Annotated in this window: 24 protein-coding genes; 2 read left to right on the top strand and 22 right to left on the bottom strand. The window is 58.5% G+C overall.

The window, feature by feature from the left end; translation table 11 throughout:
• Position 1: 1 nt before the first annotated feature.
• Together QP884_RS05570 and QP884_RS05565 are read right to left on the bottom strand one after the other, a co-directional pair.
• Positions 2 to 1744 (bottom strand): ABC transporter ATP-binding protein, encoded by a 1743-nt coding sequence (locus tag QP884_RS05570; protein WP_284821296.1) that lies wholly within the window; start codon positions 1742 to 1744, stop codon positions 2 to 4.
• Positions 1744 to 3084: an ABC transporter ATP-binding protein gene (locus QP884_RS05565; RefSeq protein WP_350309243.1), complete on the bottom strand. Its 1341-nt coding sequence runs from the start codon at positions 3082 to 3084 to the stop codon at positions 1744 to 1746. The genes QP884_RS05570 and QP884_RS05565 overlap by 1 nt, the downstream gene beginning before the upstream one ends.
• 127 nt (positions 3085 to 3211) lie before the next feature.
• Here QP884_RS05565 and QP884_RS05560 point away from each other — a divergent pair, with 127 nt between their 5' ends.
• A complete protein-coding gene (locus tag QP884_RS05560; RefSeq protein ID WP_284788692.1) occupies positions 3212 to 4018 on the top strand; it encodes a class I SAM-dependent methyltransferase in 807 nt (268 codons plus the stop codon).
• Here QP884_RS05560 and QP884_RS05555 read toward each other — a convergent pair.
• From QP884_RS05555 to scpB, 5 genes are all read right to left on the bottom strand, one after another.
• Positions 4015 to 5400: an anaerobic C4-dicarboxylate transporter gene (locus QP884_RS05555; RefSeq protein ID WP_284788694.1), complete on the bottom strand. Its 1386-nt coding sequence runs from the start codon at positions 5398 to 5400 to the stop codon at positions 4015 to 4017. The genes QP884_RS05560 and QP884_RS05555 overlap by 4 nt on opposite strands.
• 157 nt (positions 5401 to 5557) lie before the next feature.
• Positions 5558 to 7138, bottom strand: a complete 1581-nt coding sequence (der, locus tag QP884_RS05550) for a ribosome biogenesis GTPase Der (protein ID WP_284788696.1) — start codon at positions 7136 to 7138, stop codon at positions 5558 to 5560.
• The gene (gene cmk / locus QP884_RS05545; protein WP_284821167.1) at positions 7131 to 7826 is read right to left on the bottom strand and encodes a (d)CMP kinase; all 696 of its coding nucleotides are present in this window, start codon (positions 7824 to 7826) and stop codon (positions 7131 to 7133) included. The genes der and cmk overlap by 8 nt, the downstream gene beginning before the upstream one ends.
• Complete coding sequence (locus QP884_RS05540) at positions 7826 to 8737, bottom strand: pseudouridine synthase (RefSeq protein WP_284821166.1); 912 nt, start codon at positions 8735 to 8737, stop codon at positions 7826 to 7828. The genes cmk and QP884_RS05540 overlap by 1 nt, the downstream gene beginning before the upstream one ends.
• A gap of 55 nt (positions 8738 to 8792) precedes the next feature.
• Positions 8793 to 9347 carry an SMC-Scp complex subunit ScpB gene (scpB, locus tag QP884_RS05535; RefSeq protein ID WP_200436151.1) on the bottom strand — a complete coding sequence of 185 codons (555 nt, stop codon included), beginning with the start codon at positions 9345 to 9347 and terminating at the stop codon, positions 8793 to 8795.
• A gap of 88 nt (positions 9348 to 9435) precedes the next feature.
• Between scpB and QP884_RS05530 the strand changes: the two genes are divergently transcribed.
• Positions 9436 to 10002 carry a GNAT family N-acetyltransferase gene (locus QP884_RS05530; RefSeq protein WP_284821165.1) on the top strand — a complete coding sequence of 189 codons (567 nt, stop codon included), beginning with the start codon at positions 9436 to 9438 and terminating at the stop codon, positions 10000 to 10002.
• On the opposite strand, the gene QP884_RS05525 is transcribed toward QP884_RS05530, so the two are convergent.
• From QP884_RS05525 to QP884_RS05455, 15 genes are all read right to left on the bottom strand, one after another.
• Positions 9999 to 10796 carry a segregation and condensation protein A gene (locus tag QP884_RS05525; protein WP_284821164.1) on the bottom strand — a complete coding sequence of 266 codons (798 nt, stop codon included), beginning with the start codon at positions 10794 to 10796 and terminating at the stop codon, positions 9999 to 10001. The genes QP884_RS05530 and QP884_RS05525 overlap by 4 nt on opposite strands.
• A 6-nt stretch (positions 10797 to 10802) precedes the next feature.
• Positions 10803 to 11675, bottom strand: coding sequence for a ParA family protein (locus tag QP884_RS05520; RefSeq protein ID WP_040425292.1), 873 nt, complete (start codon positions 11673 to 11675; stop codon positions 10803 to 10805).
• A 127-nt stretch (positions 11676 to 11802) separates the two neighbouring features.
• Complete coding sequence (locus tag QP884_RS05515) at positions 11803 to 12810, bottom strand: hypothetical protein (RefSeq protein WP_284821163.1); 1008 nt, start codon at positions 12808 to 12810, stop codon at positions 11803 to 11805.
• Between the two features lie 12 nt (positions 12811 to 12822).
• Positions 12823 to 13713: a site-specific tyrosine recombinase XerD gene (xerD, locus tag QP884_RS05510; RefSeq protein ID WP_284821161.1), complete on the bottom strand. Its 891-nt coding sequence runs from the start codon at positions 13711 to 13713 to the stop codon at positions 12823 to 12825.
• Positions 13710 to 14348: an NUDIX domain-containing protein gene (locus tag QP884_RS05505; protein ID WP_005324666.1), complete on the bottom strand. Its 639-nt coding sequence runs from the start codon at positions 14346 to 14348 to the stop codon at positions 13710 to 13712. The genes xerD and QP884_RS05505 overlap by 4 nt, the downstream gene beginning before the upstream one ends.
• A 3-nt stretch (positions 14349 to 14351) precedes the next feature.
• Entirely contained in the window at positions 14352 to 15254 is a 903-nt protein-coding gene (locus tag QP884_RS05500) for a copper transporter (RefSeq protein ID WP_284821159.1), read from the bottom strand.
• Between the two features lie 3 nt (positions 15255 to 15257).
• On the bottom strand, positions 15258 to 16409 hold the full coding sequence (gene steA, locus QP884_RS05495) for a putative cytokinetic ring protein SteA (protein ID WP_284821157.1): 1152 nt from the start codon (positions 16407 to 16409) through the stop codon (positions 15258 to 15260).
• A gap of 19 nt (positions 16410 to 16428) precedes the next feature.
• Complete coding sequence (recN, locus tag QP884_RS05490; protein WP_284821155.1) at positions 16429 to 18099, bottom strand: DNA repair protein RecN; 1671 nt, start codon at positions 18097 to 18099, stop codon at positions 16429 to 16431.
• A complete protein-coding gene (locus QP884_RS05485) occupies positions 18099 to 18983 on the bottom strand; it encodes an NAD kinase (RefSeq protein WP_284821153.1) in 885 nt (294 codons plus the stop codon). Before QP884_RS05485 ends, recN begins: the two co-directional genes overlap by 1 nt.
• Positions 18980 to 19786 (bottom strand): TlyA family RNA methyltransferase, encoded by an 807-nt coding sequence (locus tag QP884_RS05480; protein ID WP_284597968.1) that lies wholly within the window; start codon positions 19784 to 19786, stop codon positions 18980 to 18982. The genes QP884_RS05485 and QP884_RS05480 overlap by 4 nt, the downstream gene beginning before the upstream one ends.
• Positions 19786 to 19947 (bottom strand): hypothetical protein, encoded by a 162-nt coding sequence (locus QP884_RS05475; protein WP_005324658.1) that lies wholly within the window; start codon positions 19945 to 19947, stop codon positions 19786 to 19788. The genes QP884_RS05480 and QP884_RS05475 overlap by 1 nt, the downstream gene beginning before the upstream one ends.
• Entirely contained in the window at positions 19938 to 20921 is a 984-nt protein-coding gene (locus QP884_RS05470; RefSeq protein ID WP_284821151.1) for an HAD-IIA family hydrolase, read from the bottom strand. The genes QP884_RS05475 and QP884_RS05470 overlap by 10 nt, the downstream gene beginning before the upstream one ends.
• Positions 20921 to 21730, bottom strand: coding sequence for a tetratricopeptide repeat protein (locus QP884_RS05465; protein WP_284821149.1), 810 nt, complete (start codon positions 21728 to 21730; stop codon positions 20921 to 20923). The genes QP884_RS05470 and QP884_RS05465 overlap by 1 nt, the downstream gene beginning before the upstream one ends.
• Positions 21731 to 21808: 78 nt before the next feature.
• Entirely contained in the window at positions 21809 to 22168 is a 360-nt protein-coding gene (locus tag QP884_RS05460; protein ID WP_284821148.1) for a hypothetical protein, read from the bottom strand.
• Positions 22169 to 22170: 2 nt separating this feature from the next.
• Positions 22171 to 22620: a hypothetical protein gene (locus tag QP884_RS05455; protein WP_284821146.1), complete on the bottom strand. Its 450-nt coding sequence runs from the start codon at positions 22618 to 22620 to the stop codon at positions 22171 to 22173.
• Positions 22621 to 22898: the final 278 nt, after the last annotated feature.

The raw sequence follows: 22898 nt of genomic DNA, 5'->3' as shown, positions 1-22898 counted from the left end.
TTCATCTTTGTCGTCCCTTCTGCCATGCGGTCCATAATTGCTTGTAGCGGCCACCATAATTTAACAGTTCGTGGTGACTGCCTTGCTCCACCACCCGCCCGTTGTCCATCACGGCGATGCTATCGGCTCGTGCGGCCTGGTCTAATCGGTGCGCCACTACCAGTGATGTTCGCCCACGGGTGACCTCTGCGGCGGCTTCTTCCAGAGCTTCTGCCCCCACCGATCCGGCCTCTGCGGTGGCCTCATCCATGATGACGATCTTGGGATCTAAAAGCAATATTCGCGCCAGCGCTAGCTGCTGCGCTGCTACTGGGTCAAGGTGTATTCCCCGAGCGCCAATGACCGTATCTAGGCCCTCCTCTAACTGCGCATACCACTGTGCGCCGACGCGCTGTAATGCATCTTCCATTTGCGCATCTGAGGCTTGCGGGGCGGCCAAGGACAAATCTTCGCGCAAGGTTCCTGAAAATACGTGAACCTCTTGGGAAATCATCGCTAAACGTGTCACCCGTTCGGAATCAGACAGGGCCGATACCTCTACTCCATCCACCAAGACTGTTCCGGTAGCCGGGACTCGCAGTCCGGCCAGAAGAGCAGCGACCGTGGTCTTTCCCGCACCAGAGGCTCCCACTAAAGCTACGGTGTGTCCAGCGGGAAGCTTAAGGTTTACGTCTTGCACAGCCCAACCGCCGTCATCGTAGCGAAAGCTCACTTCTTTTAATTCGGCAGCTCCACCTGGGGTCGGGGCGCCGTAGTCTGGCACCGCCCGTGGCGGGTCCATAACCACCCCAACTATCCGCGACAGGGAGGCATAGCCGGATTGAACGGTATCGATGACTCGCATCAATCCCATGAGCGGACCGCGCAAGCGAATGAGAAGGAGCATGGCCGCGGTGACGGCGCCAACGGTGAGCGCCCCAGCCTGCACCACCCAAAAGCTGGTGAGCAAACCGCAGGCCAGCATGACTAGCTCAATGAGCGTCATCCATAGCTGCAGGACCATCATTGTCTTTCGCGCGGCGTACCCTTTGTCCACCACCTGTGCGGAGGCACGTTCAATCCCAACGTGCATCTGGTCTTCCATGCCGAAGGCGCGCACAGTCTCTCGCCCGCGAATTGCTTCCAAGAGCCTGCGCGCCCGTTCCGCCATGGCAGCGCGTTCGTCGGTATAGCGCTGCGGAGCGCGCTGCAGGTACTGACGCGCAGCAATGAAATATAACGGCGTAACTGCACCTACTACCAGTAGGTATTGCCAATTGAGGCTGACTAGTGCCACCCCAGTGGTTGCGATGGCGAAGGCAGATTTCGCCAGCACGGGGACGGTCTCGGTTACGGCAGCCGATAGTTCTGCTACATCATCGGTAGAGCGAGAGACCAAATCCCCAGTGCCGGCTTCCTCCACCCGGTGGGTAGGCAGGCGAAGAGCGGTAGAGACCATATCTTCCCGCAAAGCGGAGATCACTCTTTCGCTCAGGCGTGAAAGGACATAGAACCCCGCCGCGGAAAACAGTGCCGAAACCGCGGCCACCAGCACCAGCGAGATACCGATGGGCACAATGGCGCCCTGAGTAATGACAGCATCAACGATCTTTCCCAATAAGATGGGGATCGCTACATTGCTACCGGCGCCTGCGGTAAGCAAGGCTAAGGCCGCTGCGGCTTGGGGGCGGGCACGGGGGACGTCGGAAAGCTGGCGGCCCACTTCCTTACGCACTTGGGGCCAGGAGGCCGTAGGAAACCGCATCATAGATCCGCCCCCACTGCTGCCCACGCCGGCGAGGTGGTGAAGACAAGCGTGGGCTTAGGCCCGCGGTGATACGCCACCCGCTGGGCAATTTCCTGCTCGGTCACCGAATCCACCGCGGTAGTTGGATCGGCCAAAATTAAGATCTCTGCGTCGGCAGCAAGGGCTCGTGCCAGCGCCACGCGCTGTTGCTGTCCACCAGAAAGGTTTCGGCCGCCCTCTCCCACCTCGCGATCCAACCCGCCCGGGATATCTTCCCCTGCAGCCACGTAGAGGGCTCGTTGTGCACTCGCGCTATCCGGATGAATATTGTCCCGCACGGTCCCCTCGAAAAGCATGGTTTCGTGTGGAACAACCAGGAATCGCTCGCGCGGCAAGAAGACGAGATCCTCTGGTACAGGCTCGGGCACCACGTTGACCCCAGGAGCGAGGGCCGGAACCTGCGGTTCACTCTTCTCCACCCCGGGAGCGGCGAGGACGGCAATAATGCGCTCAGCGCTTGCCTGTGCGGCCGCCCACCGCGAGGCGATATTTCGGCCCAGCATCGTCATCGGGGTGATAATGAACTGCGTAAGGCCGATGACCGTAATGAGTTCACCTACGCTCATCATGGAACGCACGGCCATCATTCCTGCACCAATACCCACTGCAATGACATATACCGAGCCCAAAATCTCCGTAGTCGCATTAAGTCGGGCTTGGGCACCATTGGCTTCTACCGTTCGCGCATAGGCGGCACCTGACACCGCGGAATAACGCCTACTCACTGTGGCTACAGCGCCTAGACCCTTAAGGATCCGCAGGCCCTGGACCACATCGGTGGCCATGGAGCTGGCTTTGGCCAACGCCGCTTGGCGGACTCCGGAACGCGTACGCAGAGGCTTTGCCGCGCGCACTGAGCCCCACACCATTAACGGCCCGCCGCACAAAATGGCGATGCCTAAAGGCAGGTTAATACGGCTAGCCATGATCGCCACATACACAATGGCGGTGATCTCAGCGACGGGAAAGACCGTCATCATGACGGCATTCTGCACGCGCCGTGCGTCTGTGGAGGCGATGGCGAGCAGCTCGCCGGCGCTGCGGGACTCGCCTGCGATGCCCCGCGGATCCTGAATCCTATCCGTGATGGCCATGCGAACATCGTGCCCAATTACTAGCATGGCTCGCGCATTGAGGCCGCGTCCAAACCATGCGGCCAAAGCATTAAGGCAAAATGCGACCACTAAAACGGCCAGCCACATGCCTAGTCGGTCGACGGATCCTTTTGACACAGCTTCATCAATGGCATGTCCCACAATCACTGGAGTCGATCCGTTAAGCAGAAAAGAGACAGCCATGCAGAGTGCGGCCGGTACAGTGAGTGCCGGACGGGAAAAGACAGTCTTTAGCAGCCACCTGGGATCTGATGGTGCAGGAAGTGTCCTCATAGGCTGCCATTCTAATTCGCGGTAGGTTAGATGAGCTATGTCGACTCGCCACCCCGATCCCAGCCACTTCCCTAGCTACCGCAGGGCCTCCACCAGACAAGGCCCCGGCTTCCGCAATGCCGCGCAACGCACCGCTTCCGCCCAGGCCTTCCGCCGCGGCGCGAGCACCTATCACGATGTGCGCCCCGGCTATCCGGACGAGGTTTCTGCCCTTATTGCTGACGCCCATACCGTTGCCGATATTGGCGCCGGTACTGGAAAACTCACCGAGTCCCTACCCAATGCTCGGGTTATTGCGCTCGAACCCTCCGCCGATATGGCTAGTATTCTCGCAGCCCACCTCCGCCTGCCAGTCTTTCGCGCTACGGCCGAAAGCACCGCGCTTGCCGACGCCTCCTTAGACGCCGCCTGCCTCGCCCAAACCTGGCACTGGGTCGACGTGCCAGCCGCCTGTGCAGAGCTTGACCGCGTCCTCGCGCCGGGCGGGAAGATTCTCTTGGTGTGGAATACGCTCGATGTCAACGCGGACCCCTGGATCCTGCGACTGTCTCGCATCATGCACTCCGGCGATGTACATAAGCCGGGCTTTTACCCGGACTATACGGCGCCGTGGTCTTTGGGCCGAGAGCTGCGCTTGACCTGGGAGAACGAACTAACCCCGGAGCAGCTTCACCAGCTGATGCACACCCGATCCTATTGGCTGCGCAATGGCAAAGCCATCCATGAGCGCATGACCCACAACCTGGATTGGTACCTCTACGAGCACATGGGATTAAAGCCGGGGCAGAAACTACGCATCCCGTACCGCACGGATGCCTTCGTGCTGGTACGGGATTCGGATTAGAGCAGGACCTGCGCCAATAGCGAGCCCACCACGCAGGAAGTGAACACCGAGATGGCGCCGGGAACGAGGAAGGAGTGGTTGATGACGAACTTGCCAATGTGGGTAGTGCCCGTGCGGTCGAAGCCGATGCAGGCTAGGTCCGAAGGGTAGGTTGGCAAAATGAAGTAGCCGTATGCTGCGCCGTAGAAACCAACGATAATGGCGGGATCGATGCCGAGCTGCAGGCCAATCGGAGCGATGGCAACCAGGGCGGCGGCCTGGGAGTTAACCAGCTTGGACACGATGACCAGTACCACCGCGTAGGCCCACGGGGCGGCCTCCACTACGGACCCGAGGTTGGACTCTAAGGCATCGATATGGGCTTCGAAGAAGGTATCTGCCATCCATGCCACACCAAAGACGGAGAATACTGCGGTCATTCCGGCCTTAAAGACTGGCGTGGACGCAATCTTCTTCGGGTCAGCCTTGCAGGTGAGCAGGATGATTGCGCCGGCAACAAGCATGACCATTTGGATAACCAGGTTCATCGAAAGCGGGCTCAACTCGCCATCATCGCCTGGGACGAGCGGGCGCAGGAATTCGAACGCACCGAGTGCCACCACGCTGGCGATAGCCACGAGGAAGATAACCACCGCACGCTTTGCTTCCGGCGAAAATTCCTCATCCATGAGCGACCCGGTGGACTGGTGAATGCTTTCCGCAAACTCCGGATCCTTCATGCGCTCCTGGAATGCCGGGTCCTCGTCCAAGTCCTTACCGCGGCGCAGCGACCACAGCGAGGCAAGAATTACACCGGCAAGCGAGGCGGGCATAGCCACCATGAGGATCTGCGGAATGGAATAGGCGTGATCGATAGCACCGGCATTTTCCGCGATGATGGACGCTAGGGATACAGTGGCCACGGACACTGGCGAGGCCGTAATACCCATTTGAGCCGACGTCGATGCCACGGCCATGGGGCGCTCTGGGCGGATGCCCTTCTTCAGGGCGATATCCTCGATGATCGGAAACATCGTGTAGACCACGTGGCCCGTACCACACAGCACCGTCAGGAACCAGGTGGTCAGCGGGGCGAGGATGGTAATGCGCTCTGGGTGGGCGCGGAGAAACTTCTCGGCAAATTGCATCATCACTTCGAGGCCGCGCGCCTGCTGCAAGGTGGCGGCGCAGCCGATGACCGCAATGATGGTCAGCATCACAGATACCGGCGGCTCACCCGGGGCGAGGCCGAAGACAAAGACCATGAGCATCAATCCGATGCCGGAAATAAGACCAAGTCCGATGCCACCATAACGAGTGCCCAGAAGCAGGGCACTGAGGATGATGATGACCTGAAGCACGATGGCCAGAATTGAATCTGGCGCAATTACGCTGGCTAGCATGCTGAGCCTTCCATCACGAGAGAATTTTTGACTGGTTATATCCTATCCAGACCCACATGAACGGACATAAACGGAAAGGCGAGCAAATTCTCACACCGTGTCTCGGTGCAATAATCGCTCGCCTGAGTGCTATAATCCCAGCGTAACGGGCATACTGCTAGCGCTTCTTGCCGCGCTTTTCCCTCACTCGCACTGCGATGCGGATAGGCGTTCCGTGGAAACCAAACCGCTCGCGGAACTTGCGCTCGAGGTAGCGGCGATACGCCGCGTCCAAGAAGCCCGTCGTAAACAAGACGATGGTCGGCGGCTGGGTCGAGGCCTGCGTGGCGAACAATACGCGCGGCAGACGATTATTCTTCATCGGCGGCGGATTAGCCGCGATAGCCTCACGCAGCCAGTTATTCAGCTGGCCCGTGGACACACGCTGATCCCAGCTTTCCAGTGCCTCAATCATGGCCGGCTCCAGCTTCTGCAGCGCGCGGCCCGTTTCCGCAGAGATATTCACGCGCGTGACCCACGGCAAGTGGCTCAGCTGCTGATCAATTTCCCGGTCCAAGTAATAGCGGCGATCCTCATCCATGAGGTCCCATTTATTAAACGCAATCACTAGAGCCTTGCCCGCCTCGAGCACCATATTGAGCACGCGCTGGTCTTGCTCGGAGATCTCCTCAGAGGCGTCGATAAGCATGATGCAGACCTCGGCAGCATCAATAACGCCGCGGGTACGCAAGGACGCATAGTACTCATGCCCCTGCGCGTTCTTTACCTTCTTGCGCAGGCCCGCGGTATCAATGAACTTCCACAGCTGCTCATCCAGCTGCACTAGAGAATCCACCGGATCCACGGTTGTTCCCGCAACGTTGTCGACCACGGAGCGCTCCTCGCTGGTGAGCTTATTCAGCAGCGAGGACTTGCCCACGTTAGGCTTGCCCACCAATGCGACGCGGCGAGGTCCAGAGGTAATCGCGGTCTGTCGGGGCTCTTCAGGGAAGACCCGCAAAATCTCATCGAGCACGTCCGCACCGCCGCGGCCATGCTGGGCGGATACGGGCCACGGATCGCCCAAGCCCAAGGCATAAAATTCCGCCATATCCGCGTACTGATTATCAGAATCGAACTTATTCGATACCAAAATCACCGGCACAGGCGATTTCTGCAGGCGGCGAGCCATGACCTCATCCGTCTCCGTGATGCCCACCTTGGTATCCACCACCATAACGATGACATCGGCGGTTTCCATGGCTACTTCTGCCTGGCGGGCAATCGCCGCATGGATGCCCTTCACGTTGGGATCCCAGCCACCAGTGTCCTGCACCAAAAAGCGCTGGCCATTCCAGTCCGCAACGTAGGAAATTCGGTCACGAGTAACGCCTGGGTGGTCCTCTACCACCGCTTCGCGGCGGCCAAGGAAACGGTTAACCAAGGAGGACTTACCCACATTTGGGCGACCGACTACGGCCACCGTGCACAGGGCTTCTTCCGTGTGGTCATCGGACTCCACACCGAAGGCACGGGAGAGTTCTTCCCACTCCTCTTCGCTCAGAGGCTCTTCCGCGTTCGAATCGTCGCCATAATCAGCCTCACCAAACTCCGAGTCATCGAAGTCATAGTCGAATTCCTCGGTATTGAAATCATCGGCGGCCCAACCAGGAGAGGCTTCTACCACCTCATCATCGAACTTACCGGCCGGGTAATGGAACTGAGTCTCCGACTCTTCCTGGGGATCGTGATTAGTCATTGACAGACTCCTTTACCACGTTAATCAGAGCTTCCAGCACATCCTCTGGGCTCATATTGGAGGTATCGACTAGGGTTGCGTCTTCCGCTGGGCGCAGAGGTGAGGCCTTGCGGGAAGAATCCGCCGCGTCTCGGCGCTGGACATCTGCGAGTACCGTCTCGTAGTCCGAAGCAATGCCCGCCTTTTCATTTTGGGCTTGGCGGCGCTGAGCGCGGACCTCGGCAGAGGCGGTCATGAATGCTTTAGCGGGGGCGTCGGCAAGCACCACAGTGCCAATATCGCGCCCTTCTACAATCGCGCGGTGCGCTTGGCGGGCAAGCTTGCGCTGCAGCGCTACCAGATTCTCGCGCACCTCCGGAATGGCAGATACGGCGGAAACATTACGGGTGACTTCGTCTTCGCGAATAACGCGCGAGACGTCCTCGCCGCCGAGGAGAACCTCGGTGGAGTCCGGGTCATCGGATACTCCCAAGGGCAGATTGGCCGTAGCCGCAATAACCGCGGCGGTATCAGCAGGGTCGACGCCTTCACGCAGCACAGCAAGCGTTGCCACTCGGTACATTGCACCAGTGTCGACGTACTTTGCATCCAGCTGCTTAGCCAGCGCACGGCACGTGGTCGACTTTCCAGTTCCAGATGGGCCATCCACGGCGAGGATGAGACCCTCATTCGGCATATTAGAAATCATTACATCTCCACCGCCTTGTACAGGCTAGTCAGCTCGCTGGAATTAAGGGCACGCAGGCCGCCAGGCTTCATATCGCCCAGCTGGACTGTATGCAGCTTGGTGCGCACCAGGCGCTGCACGGGGAAGCCGGCCTCCTTCAACATGCGGCGCACGATATGCTTGCGGCCTTCATGCAGTTCAAGACGCACCAAGGAATAACCCTGGTTGGTATCAACTACCTGTGCAAAGTCGGCCTTTGCCAGTCCGTCTTCCAGCTCGATGCCTTCCTTGAGCTGTCGCACGAGCTTCCTATCGGCCTCGCCCAAAACGGTGGCGAGGTAGGTCTTGGTCACCTCGTACTTGGGGTGCATCAAGCGGTTGGCCAACTCGCCATCATTGGTGAGGATGAGCAGGCCTTCCGTATCGGCATCGAGGCGGCCAACGTGAAAGAGTCGCTGGCCAGCTGCGACCTTTTCTGACACCACGTCACCCACACACGGGCGCCCTAGGTCATCAGACATGGTGGACTGCATGCCGCGCGGCTTATTGAGCACGAAATATTCGTGCTCCTCATTGACGTTGACGCGCACGCCGTCTACTCGGATGACGTCAACGGAGGGATTTACCTTGACGCCTTGCTTGGCGATGATCTTGCCGTTGACCTCAACTCGGCCAGCATCGATGAGGATTTCTGCGTGGCGGCGGGAAGCGACGCCCGCCTTGGCGAGCACCTTTTGGAGGCGCTCTCCCTTGGACTTGTCTTCATCGACCAACCAATCGGCGCCCAATTCGCGGGCTACGGATTCTGCAGTAGCCTTCTGCTTTTTCTTTGACACATGCTGGTGACGGGCCGGCTTGGCATTGGAGACAATGATGTCACTGTCTCGCTGCTTCTTATCCGGTGTGCCGTCACGGCGAGCGGGAGGAGTCACGTACGTGTCCTTTTCTCTCGAAGATATGAAATTACCTGGGCAATCCTACCCCACGCTAGTACTCTTCGTCGATCGCCTCTACGTCAGGCAACAGCGGCGCCAAGTCAGGCAGGCGCTCCAAAGAATCGATCCCCAATAACTCGAGGAATAATTCCGTTGTCTCGTACCGGTGCGCGGCGCCCTCAAAATCGTCCTGCGGCAGCTCCCGGACCAACCCGCGCAGGTTAAGGGTCCGCATTACGCCATCGACATTGACGCCGCGAACCGCCGCCACCTGCTGGCGAGTAACGGGCTGACGGTAAGCCACTACCGCCAAAGTCTCCAGGGCAGCACGGGAGAGTTTGGTTTGGGCGCCATCCAAAAGAAATTCTTCCACTGCCCCGGCATTTTCGGTGCGCGTATAAAAGCGCCACCCCTCTTGAGTCTCGCGCAGGTCGATACCAGAACCGCGACTATCCAACTCCCGCTGAATAGAACGCAAGCAATCACTAACGACGTCCCTTTCTGCCCCCAGCGCACGCGCCAAAGACTCCACAGAGGCTGGGGAGTCCAGCACGAGCAAAATGGACTCAAGACGGGAACGCAGCTGCGAGATGAGGGGAAGATCCATAGCGCCCGAGTTTACTGGAAGGGAAAAAGTCGCAGAAAATTCCCCAAATCACTTTCGCTCCCCACTGTGACTCGGCTAACATATTGTTATGGAAACTATCACTCGCACCGACAGACTCATCCTCATCCCGCTGTCCGCCGCTAATACCGAAGAGACCCACAAGGTCTACAGCGACGGACGCATCTGGAGCCACCGTCCTAATGGGCGCTTTGCTGACATCCGCACCACGCGTGCTCTCGCACAAGCATCCTCCCAGTCGTGGGACGCCCACCACTTCGGACCGTGGGCCGCGTATATGCGCCACAACCCTTCCGAATTCGTCGGCGTCGGCGGTGCCATCTTCGTCGAAGAAGCAAACTTCTGGGACATCAAGTACCGCCTGCGCCCCGCCCATTGGGGTGCCGGTTTTGCCACCGAAATCACCTCCGAGGCGGTGAAGAGCATCCGCCAGGTGGACCCCAACTCCCCCATTACGGCCCGCGTGACCACAAATCACCCGGCGGCCATCCGGGTCATCGAAAAACAAGGGCTCCAACAAGTATGGGAAGGGCGCCGCATAGGCACCGAGGACAACCCAGATGAACCAGACGTACGCGTCTACTCCGACCGCGAGCTCTCCCCCGAGACGCTGGAATTCATCCAGCAGCGCCCTTAGTCCCAGTTCGCTGCGGCAACTACCGCTGGGTCAACATCCAGGCCTGTCCACGATAGGTCCAGCTGACCCAGCGCTTCTTCTTGTTGTGCATCAACTGCCTTGGCTTTGTACAACTCCAACAAGGCCAAGAAACGCCCCACTACCTGCATAGAAACCGTACAGTCGCGGGTTAGCGCACCGAAGCTGGTCCATTGGCCCGCACCGAGTAGCTTGAGTGTTTCCAAAATCTTGCCGGCCTGCTCCGGTACAGATACTGCTACGTCGTGCACGTGACCGGTTGCCACCTCCTCCGGTGGCTTGGGACGGAACACGCCCGCCGCTAGCTCGGCAAAGCTGGCAGGCGTATGCCCGAGGGAGACCGGAGGCAAAAGCTCGGCAAACTTCTCCTCAATCGAAACCGCACGCGGATAGCTGCGCTGCGCCTCGCGCTGCCACACGGCAAATTGGTCCGCTGCTTGCTTATAAGCCTTGTACTGCAACAGACGGGCAAAAAGAAGGTCGCGCGACTCCAGCAGCTCCAAGTCTTGAATATCGTCGACATCACCGCGCGGCAAAAGCCGCGCCGCCTTCAAATCCAAAAGCGTAGCTGCCACCAGCAAAAAATCAGTGGTCTCATCCAGATCAGCGGACTCGCCCAGCTGGCGCGTATACGCCACGAATTCGTCCGTTACTTCTGACAGCGCAACGTCAGTCACGTCCATCTTCTTGGACTGAATAAGCTGCAAAAGCAGGTCAAAAGGGCCTTCAAAATTCCGCAGTGCAATGCGAAAGCCCGTAACCTCCGGCTGGGTCACGATACCTTAAACGGTCGAGCGCTCGATGACCTCTTTGGCCAAGTTCCGGTACTGCTGCGTGGCCGGGGAGCTTGGCGCCCAGGTAGTAATCGGCTCGCCGGCTACCGAAGTCTCTGGGAACCGAACGGTCCGGGTAATGACGGTATCAAAGACCTTATCGCCAAAGTAGTCCACCACTCGGGACATCACTTCCCGGGCGTGCTTGGTCCGGCGATCAAACATGGTCACTAGGATTCCCATGACCTCAAGGTCAAAGTTAATGCGATCAGAAACCTTTTCCACGGTATCGGTCAACAGCGCCAAACCGCGCAGGGAGAAGAACTCGCACTCCATAGGGATGATCACACCCTGTGAGCAAGCAAGGGCATTGACGGTGAGCAGGCCCAAGGAGGGCTGGCAGTCAATAATGATGAAATCATAATCGCGGCGCACGGGACGCAGGGCGCGGGCAAGGGTGTGCTCGCGACCGACTTCATTGACCATCTGAATTTCCGCGGCGGAAAGGTCGATATTCGCCGGCACCAGGTCCAAGCCCGATACCCCGGTGTGTTGGATAGCGGAATGAATAGAGGTGTGACTATCGAGCATCACGTCATAGATAGTGTCCTCGATATCATCATGCGTGAGCCCAAGCCCCGCCGAAAGCGCGCCTTGGGGGTCAAGGTCAACCAAGAGGACTTTACGGCCGTATTCCGCCAAGCAGGCACCCATATTGATGGTTGAGGTGGTTTTACCTACGCCACCCTTTTGGTTACACATGGAAATGATGGTGGCCGGCCCATGCTTTTCCAAGGGTGCGGGTTCCGGTAGCTCACGGATAGGACGACCGGTCAGCCCCACCTCTACGTCAGAGGCAGAAAAGAGACCCTCTTCGCTCACAGTCACACCTGCTTCCTTGACGCCAAGTTCCGGACCATGACACTTGGCTTGGGGTTGATTACAACGTTGTCATTAAAGCGTACCCGCTACAGCTCAAAAGTACCGAGACTTAGTGTATATCAAGCGTTTAGCGTTGACTAGAACGGCGTTTGAGAACTGCCACCAGGGCTATGAGCGCGATGAGTACCGCCGCGGCTGCCCCTCCAATAATCCAGCCCAAATGTGAGCCGCCGTCTTCTTCTTTGGGGTCCTTTTGCTGGCGCTCATCGAGGTTTTCCGCGGCGGATTGATAGTTAGGGTCCTGCAAAGTGACGATGAGTGCGGCCCCAGAACCGTCATTGCGTAGCAACTGCATGATGAAGGGATTATCAGGCGCCTCGCCCTCCGGATAGGTCAAGGTGAGGGTTCGAGAAGAGGCATCCACGTCACGCTCTACGCCTTGGATAATATTGCCCTCGCCATCGAGGTAACGCAGCGTGACGTCATTTTCTTGCGTGTCCTTGAACTGCTGGTAGAGGTCATAGGCCTGCTTGAGGCCCATCTTTGCGGTAATTGTATTGCCTTCGATTTTCGATTCGAGATTGACGTATTCCGCGCCTTCAAGGTTGGCTTCCCCAGCAGGCTTGCGCTCCGGCTTTTTACCTGGAATAACCGGCAAGTTGCCTTCTTCTTTCGACGGCGCGCGCTTCTCATCTCCGCCTTCGGCATCTTTTCCGGCTGGCGCCTTGTCACCTTGAGCCGGCCTATCAGAGCCCGGATCCGGCGCTGGCGCTGGGTTCGGGCCGCCCTCCGCGCCGTCAATTTCTTCCTGAATGTCCTCCTGCTCAACCGACCCATCGGCTACCAGCGTCAGGGTTGCATTCATGCCTTGGGCGGAGACAGGAACCGAGATTTGGCCGCCATCTGCCGGGGCGGTGATGGTAGCGGAGGTACCTGAGGCAGACACGTTCCACCCATCGCCGGAGTAGTTGGCTTCGGCTGGCACGGGCAAGCTTACAGTCGTGGTCTGGCCGGCAGGAACCGAAATGGGAGCGGCAATAGCAGCCTCTACTTCCGGCGGCAGCTGGGCGTGTGCCACCGCTGGGAAAATCAATGCGGCAGAAATCGCCGCACCAGCTACACGAGTTGAAAACATATAGGTCCTTTCTTAGGCACGGGGGTGCGCAGTGCGCCAGACCTCGCGCAAGGAATCGGCAGTGACGTGAGTATATATTTGCGTTGTTGTCACCGAGGAATGTCCCAGCAATTCTTGCACGGTGCGCACATCTGCGCCGCCTTCAAGCAGGTGCGTCGCAAAAGAATGCCGCAAGGTGTGCGGAGAAATGGATTTTCCCAATTGCGCCCGCTGCGCTGCAGTCTTCAACACAGTCCACGCACTTTGACGGGATAAAGCCCCACCGCGGGTATTGAGAAACAGCGCCGGCGTCTTACCTTTGCTCAGCGCCGGTCGCGCCCGCACCAAGTAGGCCTCGAGAGCCTGGCGAGCATGCGAGCCCACTGGCACAATCCGTTCTTTGTCTCCCTTGCCCCGCAGGCGTATTACCTCCTGCGCGGAAGACACGTCATCAACGTTCAGAGAGATAATTTCCGAGATTCGCGCGCCGGTGCCATAGAGCATCTCCAGCAGGGCGCGGTCGCGCACATCTACTGGGGTCTCGGTCGGAATCGCTTCAATGAGGGCGGTGATCTCGTCTACCGATAATGTCTCCGGCAAATGCTGCCCGGTTGACGGAGGGGTTACCTCAACCGCAACATCGACGTCCACTACGCCTTCTGACACGGCAAATTTATGCAGTCCGCGAGCAACGATGAGCGCTCGGTTGGCTGAGGACACCGCCATGTGTGAGCGCAGGTCTTTGAGATAAGCCTCCACCATCGGTCGTGTCACCGACCGCAGATCATCTACCCCGTTATCCCCCAGCCAGGCAAGGTAGCGGCGGACATCGCGGCGATAGTTGCTCAAGGTATTGGCGGAAACGCCGCGCTCGACTGCTAGATGATTAAGCCACGTCTGCGCTATGTTTTCTAGCGCACTCACAGCTGCTTTAGGTCCGCGCCCGTGCGGCGGGAGCTCATCGAGGTCGGTCGAAGGTCGAACGGCTCTTCCACGCTGCGGGTCTGCTTGCCGCCGCGCAGCACAGCGTAGGCGGCCAAGATACCGCTGCAGGCAATGGAATTGACGATGTCACCGCGCAGCACCTTGTCGACGGCCTCGTCGAGGCCCACCCAGGCGACTTCCATATCGGCTTCTTCGTCACCGGTAGCCTCCATCCGGGGGACGTCGGAAAGCTCCGAGGCAAGGAATACGCGAACCGCCTCTTCGCAGAAACCCGGAGAGGTGACAAGATCCGTCAGCACGGACCACGTCTGCGCGCTCAGGCCGGCCTCCTCCTGCAGTTCACGCTGGGCGCCGGTCAGCTCATCCTCACCGCGTACGTCGAGCAATCCCGCCGGCAGTTCCCACAGGCGCTTTCCCACGCTGTGGCGGTACTGATACACCATCGCAATACGCTCGTCTGAGTCCACTGCCACGACGGCCACAGCACCTAGGTGCTCGACTACTTCCCGGGAGGCAGAAACGCCACCGGGCATGACTACCTCGTCGCGGCGGAGGGCAAGAATGGGGGCTTCGACAAGCAGCTGCGAATCAAGCACCTTGAAATCATGCGCCATGGGCTATTCCTTTCCCGGCAAGGCGGAGTCAGCAGTTTCGGTGGCGCCATAGTCGCCCTGGCCACCATCAAGTTGCTCCTGGGTGGCCAGAATGACCGCAATGCGCTCCACTGCCCGTTCGGTGCTATCGACCGTAGACAGCTCCGCGTCCTGATCACGCACCTGGGCTAGCGCCTTATCATCCTGGGTCTGCTTGGTGCGCCCGCTCAACACCACGGACCCATTGACATCATCCAACCCGGTGGCAAATTCTGCCAGCGCGCTGGACGGGTAACCACGCAGGCCATTGCCAGAGACCACGATAATGGCCTGGGCAGGAACGATGGTCCCATCTTCGTAATCAATAAAGCCTTCGTCGCGCAGCTTATGGAGCACGTCTGCACGCTCGTCTACTGTGGCCAAAGGCTTCGTGCTCTTAGGATCCATAGACAGCGCAGTACCTAAGACCTCACCGCTGAGCGCTCCCGCAGAATCCAAGTCCTTGATATCTGCCTTCTTAGGCGCAGTATCTTTCAAGATGGGAAGCAGCTTGTCCTTAGTTTCGGGGCGCAAGAAGTCCTTGGTCAGCTTAATCTCGCCGGCCTCCGTGGCATCGGAAGACTCCAAGAGCTTCCGGATCGCGTCCACGTCTCCGCCATTGGCGTCATCGGTGGTCACAATGAGCACTGGGCGCTGCGACAAGGCTCCATCAACCATTTCCGCACCAGAATCGGCCACGAGCTTGTCGCTAGCCTCATTCTGGGTCTGCAGAATCTTATTGTCTTGGACCACCTTGCGGTGCTCCTCGCGGATCGGATCGTCGTCTGCCATGCTAGTGGTCAAGTTCGGCGCAATCACTAGGGCGCCTAAGGCTACGCCAACCGCGGCGCCGAAGCCCAAGCCTGCTACAAGCTCAGTCTTTGCCATGGCCTATGCGCCCCCAAAGAGGCTGGACCAGGTTTCGCTAAGGTTGCTAGCAAAGTCTTGGCTGCCGCCGAAGCCGACGATGAGGATGACCGCCGCAATGGCAACCAAGATGCCCAGCACTGCCCACAGCCAGCCGAGGTTGGAGGAAGGCGCACTATAGAGATTGATTACCGCATCGGCGTCAACCACCTTGGTACCGGCCTTGAGGCGGGACAGTACGGCAGAGGGGTTGGTGCGGTCCGCAAAGATATCATCGAGGTCTACCCCACCGCCGGCCTGCACAATGAGATCAGCGCCGTGGTAGTCCGCAAAGAGCAGGCCCAGGTCGGTACCTGAATGCGTTGCCGCAGGGAAGGTCATCGCACCAATGCCCAGGTCCTGGATGCGGTCGAGGCCTTCTACCTCGCCCTCCGGGTCCGCAGGAACGATTACGCGGGCGCCGCAACGCAGAGCTTCATCGCTCACGCTATTGGGATCCCCAATAATGAAATCTGGCTTATACCCTTGGGCCAGCAAGGAATCTGCCGCCGATCCCACTGCGATCAGCAGCGGCTCATACTCGCGAATAAAGTTGCGTAGCTGCTTGAGCTGTTCGCGGTGCCTATCGGTAGGCGAAAAGAGGACAACTTTGCGGCCGGCGATTTCGGAGCCGGAGGCGGGGACGCCGAGGCCGTCGATAAGCAGCGGGCCTTCCGAGTTAATAAAATCGATGGAATTGCCAAAGAAGGATTCCATGTGGTCAATCAGCGCGCCCTGCGCCGCGGTGAAGTTCTTTTCTGCTCGCTCACGAGTTACCACGCGGCCGGTGCCGAGCGCCTTATCGCCGCTAAAGACGGTGCCGTCCTCCCCGATACGCGCCTTCTTGCCTTCTTTGAACTCGGAAACAAAGGACTGGCCAACGCCTTCAAAGAGGGTAATGTCGGCGTCAAGCAACATGTGCGGGCCATAATTAGGGACCGTGCCGGTAGAAAATTCCGCCACGTTAATGACTGCGGAGGGTTTAAGGTCTACGAGGGTCTGAGCCTCGTGGCGAGAGATATTAGCCGCATCAATTACGGCGACATCGCCTTCACTAAACTTTTTCATCCCCTTAGCGCCTGGAGTGCAATCGCGCAGTGCACCAGGCTGCTCGGGGTTACGGGAAAACAGAGCCATGGACCCTATTGTGGCGTGATTATGGTTTCGAGTGGGTGAGGCGCGCGGAAGCTTCTTCCTGTGCGCGGTCAAAAAGCTCCTGCGCGTGCGCGCGGCCGGTCTCGGTATCGTCCAACCCCGCCAGCATGCGGGCCAATTCCTCTACGCGCTCCTCCTGTGAAAGCTCGGCCACGCCAGAGGTAAATTTCTCCTTCGATACGTGTAGGTGCGCATCCGCGTACGCGGCCACCTGCGGCAAGTGCGTTACCACAATCACTTGGTTATGCACCGCCAAGCGCGCCAGGCGGCGGCCGATTTCTACCGCTGCGCGCCCGCCCACGCCGGCATCGACCTCGTCGAAGACCAAGGTGGCGCCGTCCTCGTCTGCCAGCACGACCTCCAAGGCCAGCATGACACGGGAGAGTTCGCCGCCCGAGGCAGCAGAGGCAATCGGCTTGCCATTCAATTGCAACTCGGCCGCGTCTGCGCCGGACTTAGAATATTTTGCCTGCGTGAGTTCGACCGTCAGAGTCGAATTCGGCATGGCCAAGCCATGGAGCTCCTGCGTTACCTGCTCGCCCAGAGCCTTCGCCGCTTTCCGACGCCCCTTTGTCAGCTCCCCTGCCCGCTCAATCATCACCGATTCAGCTTCTTTGACTTGCTTTTTTAGCTCCTCCAGGGCTTCTGTGGAGGTATCCATGGACTCCAGTTTTGCCGCTGCCTCATTGCGCCAAGCGAGCACGCCATCAATATCCCCGGCGTACTTCCTAGTCAACGTGCGCAATTCCTGCTGCCGCTGGAGGGACTTTTCCAACAGGTGTGGGTCCGCCGGCAGCCCGGCTAGATACCCACCGAGCTCGCCGGAGATATCGCCCAACTGCGAAGTAATCTCACTGAGTCGCTCGCCCACTGCCGCCAGTTCCTTATCGGTGGATCCCGCCAAGGCAGAAACCGCCCGGCCTAGCAGTGCCGAGGCGGCCTCCTCCAATTCCTCGGTGCCGTCGATGGAAGCCAAGGCAATTTCCGCGGACTCTCGCAGCCCATCGACGTCTTGCAGCTTGCGAACCAGCTGCACCAGTTCCTCATCCTCGCCGGGTTCTGGGGCGATGCCATCGATCTCATCGACGGCGAATTGCAGACGGTCAACTTCCTGCGCCAACTCGCGGCGCTGCTCCGTGCGCCGCCTATAGTCCTTCGCGAGGCTGCGCCACTGTTTGAAGGCCTCGGTATAGCGCTCTCGCACACGCGCCAATTTCGGATCCGCACGATCAACCGCACCCAGTTGTTCCTCGGGCGCGAGCAAACGCAGCTGATCATTTTGCCCGTGGACCGTTATAAGCTCGCGCGCGAACTCGCCCAGGGTTGCAGCCGGCACCGCACGGCCGCCTAAATAGGCCCGCGATCTTCCCGCGGCGGAGACCGTGCGTGAAACGATATACTCGCCATTTTCGTCGGGCTCACCGCCAACCGACTCCACCAGTTCGCGGATAGAATCCTTCGCGGAGGAAAAATGCCCTTCCACAGCGGCCTTTTTCGCGCCATCGCGCACCCGGGAGGCATCCGCGCGACCACCGGCTAAGAGCCTTAAACCAGTAACCACCATGGTCTTACCCGCACCGGTCTCACCGGTAAGCACGGTAAGGCCCGCGGATAGTTCCGCAGAGCTCTGGCTAATGACGCCCAGATCATTGATGGAAATATCGACGAGCACTACTTCTCCTTCGGCCCGCGCCACCCTTCTACGGGCAGGCGCAGCTTCGAGACTAAACGGTCAGTAAAAGGTTGGTCATCCAAGCGTACCCACCGCACCGGACGCTCGCCTCGCACTACTTCTACACGCGCCCCTGGTGGCATCCCAAATTCGCGGAAGCCATCCAAAATCACGGTGGCGGGAGTCGTGCGCATCGTCGATTCGACGGCCACTAAAGAATTGGGCGATACAACCAATGGCTTGGTAAACAGCGCATGCGCATTATTCGGCACTACCAAAATCGCATCCAGAGAGGGCCACAACACCGGACCACCTGCGGAAAACGCATAGGCAGTCGATCCGGTGGGCGTGGAAATCAGCACGCCATCGCAGCCAAAGGACGACACCGGCCGGCGGTCAACTTCCAAGATTGCATCTAGCACGCCGGAGCGGTTTTGGTTTTCTACCGAAGCCTCGTTCAAAGCCCAGCTGCGGTTAAGAAGGGTTGCCTCCTCATCAAAGATGGACACATCAATGGTGAGGCGGTCCTCAATGCGGTACCTCTTTTCAATGACCCGCACCAAGGCCTGATCGAGAGATTCGACTTCCCACTCGGCCAGAAATCCCACGTGGCCTAGGTTGATACCCAGCACCGGAATATCTACGGCACGCGCCATGTCGGCGGCACGGAGGAAGGTTCCATCGCCGCCCAAAACCAACACCAATTCGCACCCTGCGGCCGCATCTTCGGTGTGAGGTACATGCTTCAATCCCGGCAGTACCTTTTCGTCCGCGCACACTCGTACGGTAATTCCCGCATCTTGCAAAAGCTCTGCCGCACGCGAGGTCGCTTCCAGGTTTTGCTGGCGGTTGGCATGAGGCACCAACAGGATTTCACGGGTCATTGCGGGCCTTCCTCGACTGCACGGTCAATCATTTCTTCCACTCTAGCCAGATCCGTGGGCTGACCGTCCTTTTTCAGCCACAGGAAATACTCCACATTGCCGCTTGGCCCAGGCAGCGGGGATGCCACAGCCCCATGCATGCTAAGCCCCAGGGACAACGCAAATTCAGCGACCTCCTTGGTTACTTCTTTACGCAACTCCGGCGAACGAACCACGCCACCGCTTCCGAGGCGCTCTTTGCCCACTTCAAATTGCGGCTTCACCATAGGCAACAACCAAGCGCCGTCCTTCAGACAATCCACAATGGCCGGCAATACCAAGCGGAGGGAAATGAAGGACAAATCGCCTACCATGCCGTCGCAGGGGCCGTCGGTAAGCTCAAGCGTTAAATTCCGGATATTCGTGCGGTCTAAAACGGTTACGCGATCATCGTTTTGCAGGCGCCAGAGCAGCTGCCCATAGCCCACGTCGACAGACAGCACTTCCTGCGCACCGTGTTCCAGACACACGTCCGTAAAGCCACCGGTAGAAGCGCCGGCATCGAGGATGCGACCGTTCATGTCAACGTCGAACGCCGCCAAGGCGCCCAATAGCTTATGAGCGCCACGGGAAGCCCACTTGTCTTCTTCGGCTTCCTCTACCTTGATGGAAACCTCGGGCTCTACAATCGACGCCGGCTTCTGCGCCTTGAAGCCACCAACCGTGACACGGCCAGATTTAATCATCTCCCGAGCCTGCTCACGTGACCGCGCAATCTTTCGGCGCACCAGCTCCGCATCTAACCTACGACGTTGTGGGGGCATTAATTCTCCTGCAATGCATCGCGCAACACATTGTGAGCGCGATCAAGCTGATCTACTTCAGCGGCCAAATCCGCTGCGTCTTCTCCAAGGATCTCCGCTACTTCTGCATCGATCTCTGCCGGTTCCTTGACGGCTCGAAAATCGTGCGGCTTTACCGCCATTGCGCAACAACCTTTTCCGCACGCTCGCTACGCGGCTGAATATAGCGCGGCGGCGACGGCATGGCCCATGCAACTTCCAACACCGTGCGCAACGCCTGAACGGAGGTAGACTTTTCGTCGCCGCCCTCGAGCAAAAGGTCATGGCCATCGCACCGCGCCGTAAATCCACCCTGTGCCCCGGGACGAGCGACAGAGACAGGAAGGGCCAACTCGTGCATGCCAGCGCCAATAAAGTTAGGGCGTGCCTCCACAGGAGCCTCAATCAGCTCCAACTCACCAGAAACGCCGGTGAGCACATGGAAGGTATCCATTGCAGCAGAGTTACCACCTGCAATATCAGTATCCAGGCGGTCGCCCACAGCAAGTGGCTTTTTCGCGCCGATTTGCTTTGCCGCAAAAGTAAACATGGCCGGCTCAGGCTTGCCAGAAGATACCGGCTCTACCCCGGTGGCTGACTGGATGGCGGCAACCAGGGAACCATTTCCCACAGCAAGGCCTCTCTCAATTGGCAGAGAGGTATCGAGATTCGAAGCAAAGAACTTGGCTCCCTGGCGAATGGCCAAGGCACCTTCAGTCAAGTGTTCCCAGCCAACCGAGCGATCAAAGCCTTGCACTACAGCAGCAGGCTTGTCATCGGCGCTGGAGACTACCTTGAAGCCCATCTCTCGGGCCAAGTCACGGAGGGAATCGGCACCGATGATAAGGAGCTTCGCCCCAGCTGGGACCTCTTCTGCTGCTAGTTGGAGAACCGCTTGCGCAGAGGTAACGATCTGTTCCGTACCCGCCGTGAGACCGATGTCCGCCAGCATCTTCGCCACTGCCTGTGGGCTACGCGAAGCATTGTTGGTTACGTACACCGCCGGCACTCCGCAGGTGTTGATGACGTCCACCACGTTAGAAAGCGGGCGACCGCCTTCCCACACGGTGCCGTCGAGATCGAGAAGCAGAGCGTCGTGCTTGCTGAGAACCGTCACTACTTGCACTCCTCAAGGCGCTCGGCAGCATCGGTCCAATCGCCTTCATCAATAGAGACTGCGTGCTCAAACCAGTCCCGAGCCTCGTCCTTCCGCCCTGCTTCAAGCAGAGCATTACCGTAGGCATAAGCGAGACGGCACGCGCTTACCCCGCGGGCATCGCGATCCGGATGCGCGCGCTGAATGGTGACAACCGCGGACTCAGCTTGCCCCATGTCTAGGCGAGCGCCGGCCACAACAATTGCCAGCTCAATTTTGGACTCTTCATCAAGTTCCGAAGCCTCCTCCGCACGACCTAGCTCCAGAGCCTTTTCTGGGCGACCCAAACCGCGCTCGCAATCAGCCATCACTGCAAGCATTCCGGGGCCACCGGAAATGCGGCGTGCGGCACGCAGCTCAGAAAGCGCTTCTTTCCACTCGCCCGCGCGATATGCAGCAATACCGTTGACCTCACGGGCAATTGCAACGCGGCCAGCGCGGTCCTTTGCGGCGCGCGCGTGACGCAATGCGAGCTTTGGATCATCTTCCATCCAGGTAGCAGCCATGATCATATGCTTGGCGACGGCCTCGGAGTTCTCCTTCGATAGCGACTTCAGGTCCTGCAGCACCATCGGGTCCAGGTCGTTGACGTCTACCTCTGCCGGGATGTCTGGGTCACTCATGCGACGATTGATGCGTTCCTCACGGTAACCGGAGCGCTGCGGCGAAAAAGACTTCTTCTTCCGAGAATCGCCCTTAAAATCACGGCCCTTATTATTGCGTGGCTTGCGGTCTCGTCCGCCGCGCCCATTGTGATTGCGCTCCGACATTCAGCCCTACCCTTTCTTGGTTGGAACTAGCACACAAATACCGGCCCTATTCTACAACCCGCAAACAAAAGCCGGAATTTAGATCCGGACGCGCTGCCGCAGCGTTACCCAAACATTACTCATCAAGCCAACCCAGAGGCACACCGTAACGAAACGGATGCTACCACCAGGAACAAGTAGCGCGCCTAGCGCTCCGTAGACAACAAATAGCAGGCCCCACAGCGCTTGACGACGCACCCCTGTCCTCAATGCAGCCAGACCGAGAAGAATCACTGCACATAGAAGCAAAACCACGCCGGTCGCAGCATCCCACCAGCCCACACTGTCGCCTTCACACGAAATAGACAAGAGCAAGGAGCCCGGCAACGCGGTGCCGATACCGAATAAGACCCTAGTTCCAGAAACATCTAGCGGTCTTTCAGAAGACAAGTCAGACACCGCTAGATCTCCTTAAGGCGCTGCGAAAAATGTTCACGGTTAGATTCTTGATTCTCAGCGAATTCCCTGAGCACGCCTGGCCAAGTCGGATACGCATCAATAAGGTTTTCTGCGACATTCAATAGTGGTGAGAATGCAATCTCACCCCATCTAACGCCTATGCCTACCCGTTCGGAGTATGCTGTGCTGCTCAATGGGCCTAGAGCCCACTGGCTACCAGAAGAAGCATTCATCCATGTACCGCTGATAGCCAGTATTCGGGAAACCTTGTCTTCGTAGCTGTGCTTGGAGTTTAAGACGTCTAACACCGCGTCGAACGGAAATTCTTTAGAGCCCTGGGTGACTTGTTCTTCCTGCTCCGGCGATAGCTCCACGAGCATCGCGGGAATAGCAACCGCGCGAAACTCTTCCAGGCGTTTTCCAAATTGCCGATGATAGCCATCGAACCACATGAGTTTCCTCCCAACCTATCGAGTGAGCAAGCATAGCAAAGATGCAACGAAAAAATTTGCCCTTCAGGACATCATTCGGAATAACCCTCAAGATGGCATCAAATACAATCGCGGTAAAACGACGAATGAAGCCGTAGAAAGTTACCGCACTTTAAAGTGTGCGTAGCTTCTACGGCTTCATCATTACGGTATTTTGTTGTGTTTGTTGTTTGGTGTCGGCGGTGACTTACTCTCCCACAACCTCCCGGTTGCAGTACCATCAGCGTGTGCAGGCTTAG

It is taken from the genome of Corynebacterium tuberculostearicum (genome assembly GCF_030229345.1).
In the GTDB taxonomy this organism is placed as follows: Bacteria; Actinomycetota; Actinomycetes; order Mycobacteriales; family Mycobacteriaceae; genus Corynebacterium; species Corynebacterium tuberculostearicum_G.
The sequence above is the reverse complement of the archived record's forward strand: the minus strand, read 5'-3'. Positions and strand labels throughout refer to the sequence as shown.

What these genes read in the sequence shown, in the direction of transcription:
- QP884_RS05570 (WP_284821296.1), bottom strand. Translation starts at nt 1,744, where the DNA reads ATGCGGTTTCCTACGGCCTCCTGGCCCCAAGTGCGTAAGGAAGTGGGC.
- QP884_RS05565 (WP_350309243.1), bottom strand. Translation starts at nt 3,084, where the DNA reads ATGGCTGTCTCTTTTCTGCTTAACGGATCGACTCCAGTGATTGTGGGA.
- QP884_RS05560 (WP_284788692.1), top strand. Translation starts at nt 3,212, where the DNA reads ATGTCGACTCGCCACCCCGATCCCAGCCACTTCCCTAGCTACCGCAGG.
- QP884_RS05555 (WP_284788694.1), bottom strand. Translation starts at nt 5,400, where the DNA reads ATGCTAGCCAGCGTAATTGCGCCAGATTCAATTCTGGCCATCGTGCTT.
- der (WP_284788696.1), bottom strand. Translation starts at nt 7,138, where the DNA reads ATGACTAATCACGATCCCCAGGAAGAGTCGGAGACTCAGTTCCATTAC.
- cmk (WP_284821167.1), bottom strand. Translation starts at nt 7,826, where the DNA reads ATGATTTCTAATATGCCGAATGAGGGTCTCATCCTCGCCGTGGATGGC.
- scpB (WP_200436151.1), bottom strand. Translation starts at nt 9,347, where the DNA reads ATGGATCTTCCCCTCATCTCGCAGCTGCGTTCCCGTCTTGAGTCCATT.
- QP884_RS05530 (WP_284821165.1), top strand. Translation starts at nt 9,436, where the DNA reads ATGGAAACTATCACTCGCACCGACAGACTCATCCTCATCCCGCTGTCC.
- QP884_RS05515 (WP_284821163.1), bottom strand. Translation starts at nt 12,810, where the DNA reads ATGTTTTCAACTCGTGTAGCTGGTGCGGCGATTTCTGCCGCATTGATT.
- QP884_RS05505 (WP_005324666.1), bottom strand. Translation starts at nt 14,348, where the DNA reads ATGGCGCATGATTTCAAGGTGCTTGATTCGCAGCTGCTTGTCGAAGCC.
- QP884_RS05500 (WP_284821159.1), bottom strand. Translation starts at nt 15,254, where the DNA reads ATGGCAAAGACTGAGCTTGTAGCAGGCTTGGGCTTCGGCGCCGCGGTT.
- steA (WP_284821157.1), bottom strand. Translation starts at nt 16,409, where the DNA reads ATGGCTCTGTTTTCCCGTAACCCCGAGCAGCCTGGTGCACTGCGCGAT.
- QP884_RS05485 (WP_284821153.1), bottom strand. Translation starts at nt 18,983, where the DNA reads ATGACCCGTGAAATCCTGTTGGTGCCTCATGCCAACCGCCAGCAAAAC.
- QP884_RS05480 (WP_284597968.1), bottom strand. Translation starts at nt 19,786, where the DNA reads ATGCCCCCACAACGTCGTAGGTTAGATGCGGAGCTGGTGCGCCGAAAG.
- QP884_RS05475 (WP_005324658.1), bottom strand. Translation starts at nt 19,947, where the DNA reads ATGGCGGTAAAGCCGCACGATTTTCGAGCCGTCAAGGAACCGGCAGAG.
- QP884_RS05465 (WP_284821149.1), bottom strand. Translation starts at nt 21,730, where the DNA reads ATGTCGGAGCGCAATCACAATGGGCGCGGCGGACGAGACCGCAAGCCA.
- QP884_RS05455 (WP_284821146.1), bottom strand. Translation starts at nt 22,620, where the DNA reads ATGTGGTTCGATGGCTATCATCGGCAATTTGGAAAACGCCTGGAAGAG.